Here is a 14682-nt window from a genome sequence, read left to right as displayed (position 1 = left end):
GGCCGTAACAATGAAATATGAATTAAATGCCAAAGAAGCCCGAGTGATCGGTTGCATGATGGAAAAGCAGGTGACCACGCCTGACCAATATCCCCTTTCCCTCAATGCTATTACGCTGGCCTGTAATCAAAAAACCAACCGCGAGCCGGTGATGGACCTGTCGGAAAGCGAAGTTCAACAGCAGCTTGATTTGCTGTTAAGAAGGCACTTCCTGCGCACCTTAAGTGGTTTTGGTAATCGGGTAGTCAAGTATGAGCAGCGTTTTTGCAACTCCGAGTTCGGCCAACTGAAACTGTCACCGGCCGAAGTGGCGGTGATTGCGACCTTGCTATTACGTGGCGCACAGACGCCGGGTGAACTGCGTACCCGTACCAACCGGATGCATGAATTCAGCGACGTCAGCGAAGTAGAAGAAGTGTTGCAACAGTTGACAACTCGTGAGGATGGGCCGTTCGTGGTGCGTTTACCGCGTGAGCCAGGCAAGCGTGAGAGCCGCTTTATGCACCTGTTCAGCGGCCAGATTGATGCGGCTCCGGCTGAAGCCGAGGAGGCCAATGCGGGTGAATTGACTGAACGCGTGGTGCGTCTGGAGGCCGAAGTCGCTGAATTGAAACAACAGGTGCAGCTGCTGTTGGCGCGGGGTTCACATGAGTAAACTTCGTATCGGAGTCGTGGGTTTAGGCGGTATCGCGCAAAAGGCTTATCTGCCAATTCTTTCTCAGGCGGTGGACTGGCAGCTTATAGGCGGCTTTTCACCGAATCAGCAAAAAGCCCAGCCGGTATGCGATAGCTATCGTATGCCTTATTTCTCTCGTCTTGATAGCCTGGCACAACAGTGTGATGCGGTGTTCGTGCACAGCAGCACGGCTAGCCATTTTCAGGTAGTGGGAGAACTGTTGGCGCAGGGCGTACACGTCTATGTGGATAAACCGCTGGCGGAAACGTTGGAGCAGGGGGAGCAACTGATCGAGCTGGCCGCAAAGCAGGGGGTGGCACTGATGGTGGGCTTCAACCGCCGTTTTGCGCCGTTGTATCGCCAGCTGAAACAACAAATGCAGCTACCGGCCTCGATCCGTATGGATAAACACCGCGCCGATAGCGTAGGGCCAAAGGATCTGCGTTTTACCCTGCTGGATGATTATCTGCACGTGGTGGATACCGCGCTGTGGTTGGGTGGCGGGAGCGCCAGCTTGCAGAGTGGCCAGTTACGCGCTAACGAAGCGGGCGAGATGCTTTACGCGGAACACCACTTTGCCTGCGGTGACACTATCGTTACGACCAGTATGCACCGGCGTGCTGGCAGCCAGCGGGAGAGCGTGCAGGCGGTTACCAACGGTGCGGTCTATCAGCTGAACGATATGCGCCAATGGCTGCGGGAAGACCCGCAAGGCGTGCTCGAGAAACCAGCCCCAGGCTGGCAAACCACGCTGGAACAACGCGGTTTTGCCGGTGCGGTGCACCATTTTATTCAGTCCATCAGCAACCAGACCGTGCCGGAAACCGCCGGAGAACAGGCCATTTACGCCCAGCGATTGATCGAGAAAATGCTGCGTGATGCCAGTTAACCCTATGTAACATATGGCGGTAGCTATTAGCGGCGCGGAGCCGTAGACTAACGCCACTCAACTGACGCCTGCCGATGCAGGCGTTGATATTTACCCGTCGTACTCATCAGAATAACCACATGAATCTACTTAAATCACTGGCAGCCGTTAGCTCGATGACCATGTTTTCACGGGTGCTGGGCTTTGCGCGTGATGCCATTGTGGCACGCGTTTTTGGGGCAGGGATGGCTACGGATGCTTTCTTTGTGGCGTTCAAACTGCCAAACCTTTTACGGCGCATCTTTGCTGAGGGGGCTTTCTCCCAGGCGTTTGTGCCGATCCTGGCGGAATACAAAAGCCAGCAGGGGGAAGAGGCGACGCGCACCTTTGTCGCCTACGTTTCCGGCCTGTTGACGCTGGTACTGGCGGTAGTGACCGTACTTGGCATGCTGGCCGCGCCTTGGGTGATTTTTATTACGGCGCCGGGGTTTGCCGATACGCCGGATAAGTTTGCCCTGACCTCGTCACTGTTACGTATCACCTTCCCATATATCCTGTTGATTTCGCTGGCCTCGCTGGTGGGGGCGATCCTTAACACCTGGAACCGTTTCTCCATTCCGGCCTTTGCGCCAACGCTGTTGAACGTCAGCATGATCGGCTTTGCGCTGTTTGCCGCACCGTACTTCAATCCGCCGGTGCTGGCTTTGGCCTGGGCGGTGGTTGTTGGGGGCGTGCTGCAACTGGGTTATCAATTGCCACATCTCAAGAAAATTGGGATGCTGGTATTGCCGCGCCTGAAGCTGAATGACGCAGGCGTATGGCGGGTGATGCGCCAGATGGGGCCAGCGATACTGGGGGTTTCGGTCAGCCAGATCTCGCTGATCATCAACACCATCTTCGCTTCGTTCCTGGTCTCCGGCTCGGTTTCGTGGATGTATTATGCCGACCGCCTGATGGAATTCCCGTCTGGGGTATTGGGTGTGGCATTGGGAACCATCCTGCTACCGTCCTTGGCGAAGAGCTTCTCCAGCGGTAACCATGACCAATATAACCGCCTGATGGATTGGGGCCTGCGTCTGTGCTTTGTGCTGGCTTTGCCGAGTGCCATTGCGTTAGGCATCCTGGCCAAGCCGCTAACCGTCTCGCTGTTCCAGTACGGCAAGTTCTCCGCCTTTGATGCGGCGATGACCCAGCGTGCGCTGGTGGCCTATTCGGTTGGTTTGATGGGCCTGATCGTGGTGAAAGTGTTGGCACCGGGTTTCTACTCGCGCCAGGACATCAAAACGCCGGTCAAGATTGCCATCATTACGCTGATCCTGACTCAGGTGATGAACCTGATATTTATTGGTCCACTGAAGCATGCCGGGCTTTCGTTATCGATTGGTCTGGGAGCCTGTCTGAATGCTTCTCTGCTGTATTGGCAACTGCGCAAGCAGGATATTTTCCAACCGCAACCCGGCTGGGCGATGTTCCTGTTCAAGCTGGTGGTTGCCGTGCTGGTGATGGCGGCGGTACTGCTTGGCGTGATGTGGCTGATGCCAGAATGGGATCAGGGCAATATGCTGGCTCGTTTACTGCGTCTGTCGGTCGTGGTGGCTGCGGGGATTGTGGCCTACTTCGCGGTGTTGGGGATCCTTGGTTTCCGCCCTAGAGACTTTGCTCGGCGGGTAGATTGACTTCCAACCGCTAATCACTAGATAACAAAAAGGTCGCTAATGCGACCTCAGACTGCTGACTAACCCCACTTTTTCAGGTGGGGTTCTTCTTTTTTAGCGACCGCAGGTCGCGATCGCAATATTTTTCCATAACCACATCAGTTGACCTGGCTTCCCGTCTATAGAAGCCTTCTGCTCCTCCTGAACCTCGTTCAGCCACATATAAAGACGATAAAGAAGCTCCAACAGCGCCATCTTCCGTCAGATGGCACACCACCGAGGTAAAATAACCCGCATCCACACCCACGGTGACCGTATCACGACTGAACCGCTCCACCTGCCGCGCCAGCCTGCCGATGAACGGCTGGCTGCCATGCACGTTGCCCTGTATCCAAGATGATGCCGTGCTTGTCGTCCACCGTGAATGGTCCAGATTGAAGAAGCCCTTCGGCTTGTTGTCCCGGTGCATGAAGCTGCTTTTCGGGGCGGTGGTGCTGATTTTGGTGTTTTTAACCGTGTCATTTTTGGGGACTTTTCTTACGGCGGGCAGCGATTTTTTTCGCGTTGCTTCCTGTCGGCCTCCACGGCATCATTCAACTGTGTGAAGTATTCACTGACACCTTCAGGGCGCAGTTCATTCACGGCCTTGCACGGGTTGGCATCGGCTTTCAGATGAGTACTGTCGGTGTAAAGCACACGTCCGTTTGCCATGCTGCCATTGAGAGCCTGCCCTATGGTCTGGATTTCCTTGACCAGACGGCGTTCGGAAGGAACACCGAAGAGGTAGCCCAACAGCATCATTTTAATCAGACGACGGGGTCGATAGCGGGCCTGCCATTATAGGGGCAATAGAGGTGAGCAACGGCATCGCGGATAAATTCAAAATCGATGGCGGCATCAATTTTGCGCACCAGATGGTCTTCGAGAACCAGTTGATCATGGGGGATGGTTTTAATCTGGTATTGCTGGGGAGAGGGTTCTTTAAGCATGGCAGTCAGTCCGTTTTTTCACTGACTTTGTCAGCAATCTGAGGGCGCTAACGCGACCTGAGGCTTATGTAAATTGTTACTAATGTCACTTGCCATTGCTGAAAAAATGTTGGCGGTAACCCTATTTATACCTAGTTAATACGCACGGATTATCCTTTCACATACACTATGTTGATCATGTAGAAACCAGACTTTTGAATACCATTAAATTTTCAATGGAGAACAGGGGGTTAAATAAGCTAATAACTGCGAATATTACTCACGTCGGGATCTAAATCGCTTTGCTTAAAATAGCGTATTTTGACCAATATTCAATTGGGTATGTGCTTATGAAGGATAGCGAGCTCGACGTTAGGAGGATAGTAGTTTTATAAGTCAGAATAGCTGTTAATGATGTGTTCATTGTTAGAAAAAAAACGTAATAACATGAAGCGCATCACGTTTTTGACCTTAAAATGCGCTTTTATGTGTATTTCACACAGCGTTATTGATAATGATAATAGATATCATCTACGGAAGGCGATAGGAATCAATAAAGGGAGGCTTGAATGAATGACTTTGAAAGCAACGTGACAGTAGCAGCGGCGATTATTGTCAAAAATGAAGAGCGCTGTATTGCTCGCTGCATCGACAGCTTACTTCCACTTTTTCAAGAAATAATCGTTGTTGATACAGGATCAACAGATAATACGCTTAAAATATTAAATGGATATTTAGCTGATGGAGTTAAAATATTTCATACTGAATGGGAAGATAGTTTTTCAAAACCAAGGAATCTTGCCATAAGCAAGTCAATATCTAATTATGTTTTTTTTGTTGATGCAGATGAATATGTTGTTTCTTCAAAGCATGAGGTTTCAAAGATATTTGTAAAAATAAACAACCATAACAATAGAGACCTTGTTGCAATTTGTCCTAAAATTAAAAATCATGATGGTGATATATCAAAGAATATACGAAGAGGATTTGCTAATAACGGAGGTTTTTTCTATTTTGGATATGTCCATGAAGAGTTGAGACGAAAAGACAAAAATAGGATGATCGACATCAGTGTTGATATTATTATCAATCACGATGGTTATACTCATGATGTTTTAAAAGCCAAAGGAAAATATAATAGAAATAAACGGCTGAATTTAAAAAACTTATCTAAAGAGCCTTTGTATCTTCGCTGGAAATTCTTTTACTACCGAGACTGCTTCGAGGGGACTCCACCCGATGAAATTTATAAAGGCTTAGCGAAAGCAATAAAATGCGAAGAGTTAGAACCGTTAAGCATGACAAATATAAAGATGGAAGCCTATACCTTTTCCATCCTTGATCTGATGGCGAAAGCAAAACTAAGTATGATGGATAATGATAAAGAATTTTATGAGGTGATTGAACTCATGGATGCTATCATTCCTTATAATAGCAATGGTTTTTACTATAAACTTATTTATGAATTATTCAAATGGAAATGCAAGTGTAGAATATCAATCAAAGAAATTATAGAGTATAAAAGAAAAAATAAAAAAGTCCATGAGGGAATGATTCATTCAGAGGGGTTACATATTGATGCTGCGCTTTCATTTTATCTTAATGAGATTGGTATGGTGAAACAGGCAAGAAAGCTATTGCTAAGTGTTAGGGATAATGGATTTTCCACGGGGATTGTTAATCAATACTTGAACAGTACAAACACACTAAATTATGAGGGTGACAATGGTAAGTAAAAGAATTTACTTTATTTACAGGCCCAGCCCGACATTTGGTCGGTCTCCTATCCAAGGTGCAGGTGGCGGTTTGTTCGGTTTTTACAAAGAAGATAAATACATTACAATTTTGCAGGATTATCTAAATAAAAAAAATCTCAACTGGCTCGTTGAGCGGGATGACACTGAATCAGATATAGAGAAACTTATAGAGCAAAATGCTCAATTACTGGTTTGCGCACCCGGATTACGCTTCCAGTTCTATCGTAATGGTTTTGATAAAAAAAATATAATTTATCTTAGCACAATGGAATATGTGAGCAATAATATTAACCCTGTTGTTAAACGAATAAGGGAAATAAGTAATGAATAAATATCATGATTTAGTTTTAAGAGAAATAACAGATGAAATTGAATTGATGTCCGTTGGTGGCAGTGGTGGTGGCAGTGGGCAATGGGAAACTGGAGCGGCAGGGGTTTGGGCCGGAGTTATGGATGGGTTAGGCTATAGTTGTTCATTACCTGGTGGATTTTATGGTCCAGGTACTTCTGTAGCAACAGGTTCCGGAACTTGTGTAGGAGGTAACATGGGATCGTCTGACCCCATATGGGGAAATTGAGAAGAGCCTAATCAAACAAACGTAAACTGATAGGATTATATTAAATAATGGTTCGTGGACTAACAGAATGCCATTTTAAATAAATACCAATTCTACTTTTTGCAATATTAGCCCGGCCTTTCGCCGGGCTAACCACCAACCTAGCTATTGAGAAAGATAAACACACTAAGCTATCCTGCGAAATTGAGCAATTAGGCTAAAACCGACTGGGCTTATTGAAATACACGCCAACAGCGCGGAGGCGCAATGCTGATGATAGTATCAATGGTACATATCAGAAGTCCTTGGGGATGTCATTAGCATCAAGGATCATGAGTTCATATTGGTACTGATGAGTGAGCGTTTTTTATATGGAAGCCAGTCCGTTGCTTTAGTAGAGTCAAGCTTTGATCGTCAGATAAGAACTTTGTCAGCAATCTGAGAAGTCGGTAACGCGACCTTCTTCAGATTGATGACAAAGGCTAGATGGGAGCGCATGCAGCGTCCCTACATGTTACATGCGTTCGACGGTTTCGATCCCGAGCGTATCCAGACCGGTTTTCAACGTTTTGGCGGTCAGCAGTGCCAACTTCAGGCGGCTCTGACGGGCCTCTTCGCTTTCGGCGTTGAGGATCTGGCAATGCTCGTAGAAGCCGGAGAACAGCCCCGCCAGGTCATACAGATAGGTACACATCACGTGCGGCGTACCTTCACGGGCGACCACGGTGAGGGTTTCTTCGAACTGTAGCAGGCGAGTTGCCAGCGCGATTTCACGCTCTTCTGTCATCACCAAAGGTAGCGTCAGGTTGCTTTCGTCTACGCCAGCACGCTTGAACACCGAGGCAACGCGAGTATAGGCATACTGCATATACGGCGCGGTGTTGCCCTCGAAGGTCAGCATGTTATCCCAATCGAAGATGTAGTCCGTGGTACGGCTTTTCGACAGATCGGCATATTTCACTGCACCGATGCCGACCGCGTTAGCCACGTTCTGCATTTCGTCGGCAGGCATATCCGGGTTCTTCTCGGCAATCAGTTTGCTGGCGCGTTCAACGGCTTCATCCAGCAGATCGGAGAGTTTGATGGTGCCGCCTGAACGGGTCTTGAACGGCTTGCCGTCTTTCCCCAGCATCATGCCGAACATGTGGTGTTCCAGCGAGACAGAGTCTGGCACGTAACCTGCTTTGCGCACGATGGTCCAGGCTTGCATCAGGTGCTGATGCTGGCGCGAGTCGATGTAATAGAGAACACGGTCGGCACCCAGGGTCTCGAAACGGTATTTGGCGCAGGCGATATCGGTAGTGGTATACAGGTAACCGCCATCTTTCTTCTGGATGATGACACCCATCGGATCGCCGTCTTTATTTTTGTACTCGTCCAGAAACACCACGGTGGCGCCTTCGCTTTCTACCGCCAGGCCTTTCGCCTTGAGATCGGCAACGATGCCCGGCAGCATGGCGTTGTACAGGCTTTCGCCCATGACGTCATCTTCGGTCAGGGTGACATTCAGACGGTTATAGGTCAGTTGGTTCTGCGCCATGGTGATGTCCACCAGCTTGCGCCACATCTTCAGGCAATATTCGTCGCCGCCTTGCAGTTTGACCACATAACCACGGGCGCGCAGAGCGAAATCTTCGTCTTCGTCGTAGTTTTTCTTGGCTTCGCGGTAAAATTGCTCCAGATCCGACAGCCCCATATCGCTGGCGTGCTCGTTTTGCATCTTTTCCAGGTAGGCGATCAGCATGCCGAACTGGGTACCCCAGTCGCCCACATGGTTGGCGCGCACCACTTTATGGCCCAGGAATTCCTGGGTACGGGCAGCGGCATCGCCAATAATGGTGGAGCGCAGGTGGCCCACGTGCATTTCTTTCGCCACGTTGGGCGCAGAATAGTCGATCACGATGGTTTGCGGCTTAACGGGGGCAATGCCCAGCTTAGCTGCGCCCAGGGTGGCATCGGCCTGACGGGCAACCCATTCGCTGTTCAGGAAGATATTGATAAAGCCCGGGCCGGCAATTTCCACTTTGCTGCTGATGTCACCCAGGTCAAGCAGTTGCACGACTTTCTCTGCCAGTTGTCGTGGCGGCATACCAAGTTTTTTGGCAACGGACATCACGCCGTTGGCCTGATAGTCACCAAACTGTGCTTTCGCGGACTGACGAACCTGAGCTTCGCAATCTGCAGGCGCACCTGCGGCAATCAGCGCCTGGCTGACCTTATCTGATAGAAGAGCCTGAATATTCACCGGGTTACCTTAAATGACAAACGAGGGCCGTGCAGTACGCCCTCCGGATCAAAAGGTGGTTTTACTCTGTTGGCCTGCAAAACGCCTTGGCGTACAACTTGCAGTCCAGCAGGGACGACGCCACACATCGCAGACGACGCTCAACCACAAAACAGCCTGCAATTGTAACCGATTGACGGCACCGCGTCAGTAGTTGACGCGGGCTGGCATGGTGAAAGATAGGGAAAAGAGAAGGCCAAAATGGTAAGCAGGTGAATCAAACCGTCCGCGGTCATTGGTTTGATGGGAGCGGATTAATGGTAGCTTTAACGCTTTTTATTGCCTCGTCCAGAGCGTAACACACTATTCTGGCGAGTTTTGAAATGGCGATAAATCGCGTAGCCAGCAATGGCTATTAAAACAAGGGATATACCTAACAGGGTCATGTTTATTTATCCAAAATCAAATGCTCTCCTAACCTAACTTATTAACGTCACCTAATCAATTATAAGAATGCTGTTTAGGATTGTTCGCATGATTATCTTTTTTTGATAATAAAAACATTGTGTTACCTCGGTGTTTGAGAGGGGTGTAAATTTCATTTCAAGCGATTTTTATACATTGGCCTTGAGAAAGCGTAAAACGACAAATCGTTAGGGAAACTTAAGGGTTTTAATGGTGGCTTAATTAAGTGCGGACTAAGATGATTCTTGATCATTTCTTGCTTCCTGAAGGATAACTCGGCCTAAAATAGGCACTAGCGCTAAAGAAACAGCATTATGTCCATCCGTTAGGTTTTTATTCTCTGATCCATAGCCTCCAGGCGATTCGACGTGTAGATTATTGGCCTGCCAAAGATCCTGGAGAGCCTGAGAAACTTATGACTACCTTGTCATCGATCGCCGAACTTAACGACCTGACGCTGGATTTACCTCGCTTTGAACTGGCGCTGGAGCAGTTTGCACAACGGCTTCATCTTGAGCTGGCAAAATTCAGCGCAGACCATATCTCGCTGCGTTGCCATCAGAACAGCACCGCCGATCGTTGGCGGCAGGGGTTGCTGCAATGCGGATCGCTGCTTTCGGAAACGATGATTAACGGCAGGCCGATTTGCCTGTTTGATCTCCATGAACCACTGAAGGTTGGCCCTTGGCAGATTGATTGTATCGAGCTGCCATACCCCGGTGAGAAGCGCTATCCGCATGAAGGATGGGAACATGTAGAGCTGGTGCTAAGCGGCGATCCCTCTACCCTGTATGCTCGCGCCCTGGAACATCTGGCGGACGAAGCCTTGCTGCTACCTGGCATCAAACTTAAGCAGAGCTCACCTAAAGGTGAGGGCGAACGCCTGGCCAATCCGACTCTGGCGATCACCGATAGTAATGTCACCATCAAATTCCATCCGCATCATATTCGTGACATCGTGGCCAGTGAACGGGCGAAACCGTAGCGTTTCGTTCGTTGCCGGTTTCGAATGGGGGCTTACAGGGAAAAATGATGCGTTCGCGTTATTTATCAGACTTAACGCCGCCACTGTGACTGCGATCGATCCATTCATCAAAATTGAGTGCCATAGTTAGCACCTTGTGCCGTTAAGACTTTTATCAGGTTTTCATCCTGTGGCTTATAGGCGATGGGTGAACGTTTGCTGTAGCATTTTTGACCGTTATCTGGGGGTAACAATAATGAAGCTGGAAGTTTGTTGCTATAGCGTCGACTGTGCCATGACAGCAGAGCATGCGGGCGCTGACCGCATAGAATTGTGTGCCAGCCAGAGTGAGGGCGGGTTGACGCCGAGCTTTGGTTCGTTACGGCTGGCACGGGAGCGGGTAACGATACCCGTTCATCCAATAGTGCGGCCGCGTGGGGGCGATTTCTGTTACAGCTCCGTCGATTTCGAGATTATGAAGAACGACGTGGCGCAAATCCGCGAGATGGGTTTTGCCGGTGTGGTAATCGGCATGTTGGACGACGAAGGGCATATCGATCTTACGCGGATGCGCGAGGTGATGAAATTAAGCGGTGATATGGCGGTGACCTTCCATCGCGCGTTCGATATGTGTCAAAACCCGATGGTGGCGCTGGAGCAACTGACGCAGCTAGGCGTGGCACGCATTCTGACCTCTGGGCAGCAGCAGAATGCCGAATTGGGCTTGCCGCTCTTGCGCGACTTGGTGCATGCCAGCAAGGGGCCGGTGATCATGGCCGGTGCAGGTGTCCGTTTGAGCAATATGCATAAGTTTGTGGATATCGGTATTCAGGAATTGCATAGCTCGGCCGGGCATACGGTACCTTCCACCATGCGTTACCGTAAGGCGGGTGTCACCATGTGTGCCGATAATGAGTTTGACGAATTCAGCCACTACTGCGTGGATGGTGAAACGGTCGAGGCGATGAAGAACGCGTTGGCCATGCTCACTCCAGCCTAGTGAGATAGTAGGGGCCGCATGCTGAGAGCGTTAGCAATGGCCCAACGGTGTGAGCCCTGTTTGAAGCCCCGAATATTCGGGGCTTTTTGCTTCTGTGCGCAAAAAAAGCCCTGAACAGGGTAGAGGTGCTCAGGGCAAACAGGTTCAATACTTCACTGGTGTTGGCGCGATACCAACACTTTAACTCTAGTTAACGATGAGTCACTGCCTTAAGTTTAAATATTGATAAAATGTAACTGGCAGCGGTGGCTTATCGCAGGCTCTCCACCCAGTGAAAAATGGCCGAGAGCATTTGCACGGTGCCGCCGATATTGAATATGACGGCGAGCCATATGCCAGCCATGATGGTAAGCAATGCCATCAACAGCCTGTCAACGCTTATCATTAACCATCCTTATGAATTTGTTGGATTTTGTCCAGTTTACCACACCAGTGAAAGCGTTCAACCCTGAACGCTGAGCCCCGATTGGTTTTTCCCGCGATTGTATTGCCAGCGTTGACACACATGACAGGAAGCGACACGTAACCGCCGAGACGATACCGTTTGTCGGTGCTGGTGCTCAAGCCGCACGAAACAAGATCAACCGCTTTTGGTCAGGAGGATACATGAGAGTTTATGTTGTGTGGTTAATGCTGGTTTGTTGTTCATTATCGGGCTGTGTTGCGGCCTATTATCGTTAACGGAGGAGGGGGAGATGCGTTATTTACTGATTGTTGGGCTTGTCATGTCGTTAACGGCTTGCGCCACGCTGTATTACAGGTGAATGATGAGATATTTAATTTTATTGCTGGCATTGGCATTGACGGGTTGTGTTTCGGTGTATGGCCCAACTAAAACCGGTAACCAGCCCGGCAGTGTGGCTGAAACTGCCGCTGGTGAGCCGACTGCTGGTGCGAAGCCCACCTTGATAGGTAACCGTAAGCCGGATGAGCTGTTAACTCGTGCCGAGGCAATTTTTGCGCAGAAAGGGTTAAAGGCCACGGTTGTCGACCCGCATCTGGGGATCGTTGGCACGACGGGCAATGATGCCGAGCTGGCCAGCCTGTATCTGGTTTGTTCAGACCAGCCAGGGCCGTCTAATCTGAATGTGGCCTACCGGATCCTGGTGCAGATTTTTAGCGCTGGAGAAGGGACTAACGTGATGGTGCAAGTCAATGGCGTTGCGGGGCTAGTGGCGGGAGATGGCAACGACAAGGTCAAGCCTTTCGAGTGTTCATCCAGCGGAGTGTTTGAAAAGGATCTGCTACAGGCTTTGAGAAAATAACAATACAACTAAAAGGGCGTAACATTGCTACGCCCCTATATAGTGAGTTGATTAAGGCTTACGGTTTTTTGGCGATCAGCACGGCGCGGATCGGTGCCGGGTAGCCTTCAACCGTTTTGCTCGGATCTTTGGGATCGAGAAACTCGGCCAGTGACTCGCTGGTCATCCAGTCAGTGCGGCGCTGTTCTTCGGTGCTGGTTGGGCAGATATCGGCAATCCTGACGTCCACAAATCCGCATTTCTCCAGCCAGCACTTCAGCGCTTCGGCAGACGGAATAAAGTAGACGTTACGCATCTGCGCGTAGCGGTCGCCCGGCACCAATACCTGATGACGATCGCCTGGTACAACCAGCGTTTCCAACACCAGTTCGCCCTCGGAGACCAGCTGGTTTTTCAACTGATACAGGTGATCCAACGGGGAGCGGCGGTGATAAAGCACACCCATCGAGAAAACGGTGTCGAACGCGGCCAGCTCGGGCAGTTGTTCAATACCCAACGGCAACACATGGGCGCGTTGATCGCCTCCCAGCAGTTTACGTACCGCTTCAAACTGGCACAGGAACAGCTGCATCGGATCGATACCTACCGCCAGATGCGCTCCGGCACCGACCATGCGCCACAGATGGTAACCGCTGCCGCAGCCCACATCCAGAATGGTCCGGCCAGCCAGCGGGGAGATATGAGGCAGCACCCGATCCCACTTCCAGTCGGAGTGCCATTCGGTATCGATATCGATGCCGTAAAGTGAGAAAGGCCCTTTGCGCCACGGCATCAACGTACGCAGCATTTTCTCAATGCCTTCGAGCTGGCCAGGTGACAGCGGTTGTTCCATCTCGGCACGCACGCCATGCAATAAATCCAACTGGGTTGGCGTGAGGGAAGGTAGGTGCTCTACCGAATTGAACCACTGCTTGAACTTGCCATGCAGCGATTCTCGTTGCCAGGCGGTGATTTGTGCCGGCAGCGTATCCAGCCAGTGGCTCAGCGGGCTTTTGGCGATGCGCTGGTAGAAGTCTCCAAACTCGATCATGCGGTTTCTCCTGATTTCAGGGCGATCAACGAGCCGAAGTTGAAACATTGGAACCAGACTTCTGCATGTTCAAAACCGGCTTGCCGGAGGCGCGCTTTATGCGCTTCGACCGAATCGGTCAGCATCACGTTTTCCAACATGCTGCGCTTTTGGCTGATTTCCAATTCGCTGTAGCCGTTGGCTCGTTTGAAGTCGTGGTGCATGTTGAACAACAGTTCACCGACGTCCGTATCCTCAAAGCTGAATTTCTCTGACAGCACCAAGGCACCGCCCGGACGTAGCCCGCGATAAACCTGTTCGAGCAGGCGCAGCCGATCGGCCGGTTCAAGAAACTGTAGGGTGAAGTTCAATACCACCATCGAGGCGTTTTCGATGGTAATGTCTAAAATGTCCGCCTCAATGACGTCGACTGGCGTATCGGCGCGAAACGCATCAAGATGGCGGCGGCAGCGCTCTACCATCGCGGGGGAATTATCGACCGCAATAATCTGACAACCTTCGACGCTGATGTTCCTGCGCATCGATAGCGTGGCCGCGCCGAGCGAGCACCCCAGGTCATACACCCGGCTGTATGGCTGGACAAAGCGTTCGGCCAGCATGCCAATCATCGAAATGATATTGGAGTAGCCCGGAACGGAACGCTGGATCATGTCTGGGAAGACTTCAGCAACGCGCTCGTCGAAGGTCCAGTCGCCCAGTTTGGCGATCGGGGCGGAAAAAAGAGTATCGCGGTTTGGCATAGCGGCAAATCAGGTCAGAATTCGAAGGGGCGTATACTAACAGAAAAGCGGCGCAGGCAGAAGCAGGCGGCGTGGCCGCCTGAGCAGAGGGGATATCAGTGCAAACTGAAGATAATGTCCCACGGCAGATAAACGATATTGGCTATCACCATCAGTATCAGAGAAATATAAGTAGCCGCCATACCCGAACGGCGCCAGCGGACTTCACGGTTACGTAAACCGTAGTAGTGAACCAGTCGGCCTGCCATCAGCAGCAAGCCACACAGATGCACCATCCAGACTTCGGCACCGTTCATCTCCATGATCACCAACAGGATGGCGGCGATCGGGATGTACTCCACGGCGTTACCGTGTACGCGTATCGCGGTTTGCAGCTCATAGAACCCGCCGTCACCATAGGCGACCCGGTACTGCATTCTCAACCTGACCACGTCATAAGAGAGTTTGATCAACAACAATGCGCCAAGCACCACATAGAGCGCGCTTACCATTCTTAACTCCATTCGTAACCAA

General features: G+C 50.5%; 14 protein-coding genes and 1 pseudogene. 9 read left to right on the top strand and 6 right to left on the bottom strand.

What is annotated here, in order from left to right; translation table 11 throughout:
* Positions 1 to 10: 10 nt before the first annotated feature.
* The 3 genes from ACKWMY_RS06615 to murJ all read left to right on the top strand — a co-directional run bounded on the left by ACKWMY_RS06615 (position 11) and on the right by murJ (position 3220).
* Positions 11 to 655, top strand: a complete 645-nt coding sequence (locus ACKWMY_RS06615; protein ID WP_074028705.1) for a YceH family protein — start codon at positions 11 to 13, stop codon at positions 653 to 655.
* The gene (locus ACKWMY_RS06610) at positions 648 to 1565 is read left to right on the top strand and encodes a Gfo/Idh/MocA family protein (protein ID WP_261160091.1); all 918 of its coding nucleotides are present in this window, start codon (positions 648 to 650) and stop codon (positions 1563 to 1565) included. The genes ACKWMY_RS06615 and ACKWMY_RS06610 overlap by 8 nt, the downstream gene beginning before the upstream one ends.
* 119 nt (positions 1566 to 1684) lie before the next feature.
* Positions 1685 to 3220: a murein biosynthesis integral membrane protein MurJ gene (murJ, locus tag ACKWMY_RS06605; protein WP_074028779.1), complete on the top strand. Its 1536-nt coding sequence runs from the start codon at positions 1685 to 1687 to the stop codon at positions 3218 to 3220.
* Between the two features lie 235 nt (positions 3221 to 3455).
* Here the strand turns inward: murJ and ACKWMY_RS06600 are convergent.
* A pseudogene (locus ACKWMY_RS06600) lies at positions 3456 to 4188 on the bottom strand (transposase); the annotation flags it as partial.
* Between the two features lie 548 nt (positions 4189 to 4736).
* On the opposite strand from ACKWMY_RS06600, the gene ACKWMY_RS06595 reads away from it, so the two are divergent.
* From ACKWMY_RS06595 to ACKWMY_RS06585, 3 genes are read left to right on the top strand one after another with little or no spacing between them, the layout of a single operon-like run.
* Positions 4737 to 5903 carry a glycosyltransferase family 2 protein gene (locus ACKWMY_RS06595; protein WP_409486057.1) on the top strand — a complete coding sequence of 389 codons (1167 nt, stop codon included), beginning with the start codon at positions 4737 to 4739 and terminating at the stop codon, positions 5901 to 5903.
* Positions 5893 to 6255 (top strand): nitrogen fixation protein NifS, encoded by a 363-nt coding sequence (locus tag ACKWMY_RS06590; RefSeq protein ID WP_409486056.1) that lies wholly within the window; start codon positions 5893 to 5895, stop codon positions 6253 to 6255. Before ACKWMY_RS06595 ends, ACKWMY_RS06590 begins: the two co-directional genes overlap by 11 nt.
* The gene (locus tag ACKWMY_RS06585) at positions 6248 to 6502 is read left to right on the top strand and encodes a hypothetical protein (protein WP_139102415.1); all 255 of its coding nucleotides are present in this window, start codon (positions 6248 to 6250) and stop codon (positions 6500 to 6502) included. Before ACKWMY_RS06590 ends, ACKWMY_RS06585 begins: the two co-directional genes overlap by 8 nt.
* A 493-nt stretch (positions 6503 to 6995) precedes the next feature.
* On the opposite strand, the gene argS is transcribed toward ACKWMY_RS06585, so the two are convergent.
* On the bottom strand, positions 6996 to 8726 hold the full coding sequence (argS, locus tag ACKWMY_RS06580; protein ID WP_024530485.1) for an arginine--tRNA ligase: 1731 nt from the start codon (positions 8724 to 8726) through the stop codon (positions 6996 to 6998).
* 859 nt (positions 8727 to 9585) lie between these two features.
* On the opposite strand from argS, the gene ACKWMY_RS06575 reads away from it, so the two are divergent.
* Positions 9586 to 10155, top strand: coding sequence for a VOC family protein (locus tag ACKWMY_RS06575; RefSeq protein ID WP_409486055.1), 570 nt, complete (start codon positions 9586 to 9588; stop codon positions 10153 to 10155).
* A 232-nt stretch (positions 10156 to 10387) separates the two neighbouring features.
* Positions 10388 to 11134: a copper homeostasis protein CutC gene (gene cutC / locus ACKWMY_RS06570; RefSeq protein ID WP_074028781.1), complete on the top strand. Its 747-nt coding sequence runs from the start codon at positions 10388 to 10390 to the stop codon at positions 11132 to 11134.
* 250 nt (positions 11135 to 11384) lie between these two features.
* On the opposite strand, the gene ACKWMY_RS06565 is transcribed toward cutC, so the two are convergent.
* On the bottom strand, positions 11385 to 11519 hold the full coding sequence (locus ACKWMY_RS06565; RefSeq protein ID WP_255519184.1) for a hypothetical protein: 135 nt from the start codon (positions 11517 to 11519) through the stop codon (positions 11385 to 11387).
* Between the two features lie 379 nt (positions 11520 to 11898).
* Between ACKWMY_RS06565 and ACKWMY_RS06560 the strand changes: the two genes are divergently transcribed.
* Positions 11899 to 12399, top strand: coding sequence for a hypothetical protein (locus tag ACKWMY_RS06560; RefSeq protein WP_409486054.1), 501 nt, complete (start codon positions 11899 to 11901; stop codon positions 12397 to 12399).
* 58 nt (positions 12400 to 12457) lie between these two features.
* Here the strand turns inward: ACKWMY_RS06560 and cmoB are convergent, their stop codons facing one another.
* The 3 genes from cmoB to ACKWMY_RS06545 form a co-directional block, all read right to left on the bottom strand.
* Complete coding sequence (gene cmoB / locus ACKWMY_RS06555) at positions 12458 to 13429, bottom strand: tRNA 5-methoxyuridine(34)/uridine 5-oxyacetic acid(34) synthase CmoB (protein WP_074028715.1); 972 nt, start codon at positions 13427 to 13429, stop codon at positions 12458 to 12460.
* A complete protein-coding gene (gene cmoA, locus ACKWMY_RS06550) occupies positions 13426 to 14169 on the bottom strand; it encodes a carboxy-S-adenosyl-L-methionine synthase CmoA (RefSeq protein ID WP_024528725.1) in 744 nt (247 codons plus the stop codon). Before cmoA ends, cmoB begins: the two co-directional genes overlap by 4 nt.
* Before the next feature lie 95 nt (positions 14170 to 14264).
* A complete protein-coding gene (locus tag ACKWMY_RS06545) occupies positions 14265 to 14660 on the bottom strand; it encodes an MAPEG family protein (RefSeq protein WP_024528726.1) in 396 nt (131 codons plus the stop codon).
* Positions 14661 to 14682 lie beyond the last annotated feature (22 nt).

The organism is Serratia sp. J2, from assembly GCF_046269175.1.
In the GTDB taxonomy this organism is placed as follows: domain Bacteria; phylum Pseudomonadota; class Gammaproteobacteria; order Enterobacterales; family Enterobacteriaceae; genus Chania; species Chania fonticola_C.
The sequence above is the reverse complement of the archived record's forward strand: the minus strand, read 5'-3'. Positions and strand labels throughout refer to the sequence as shown.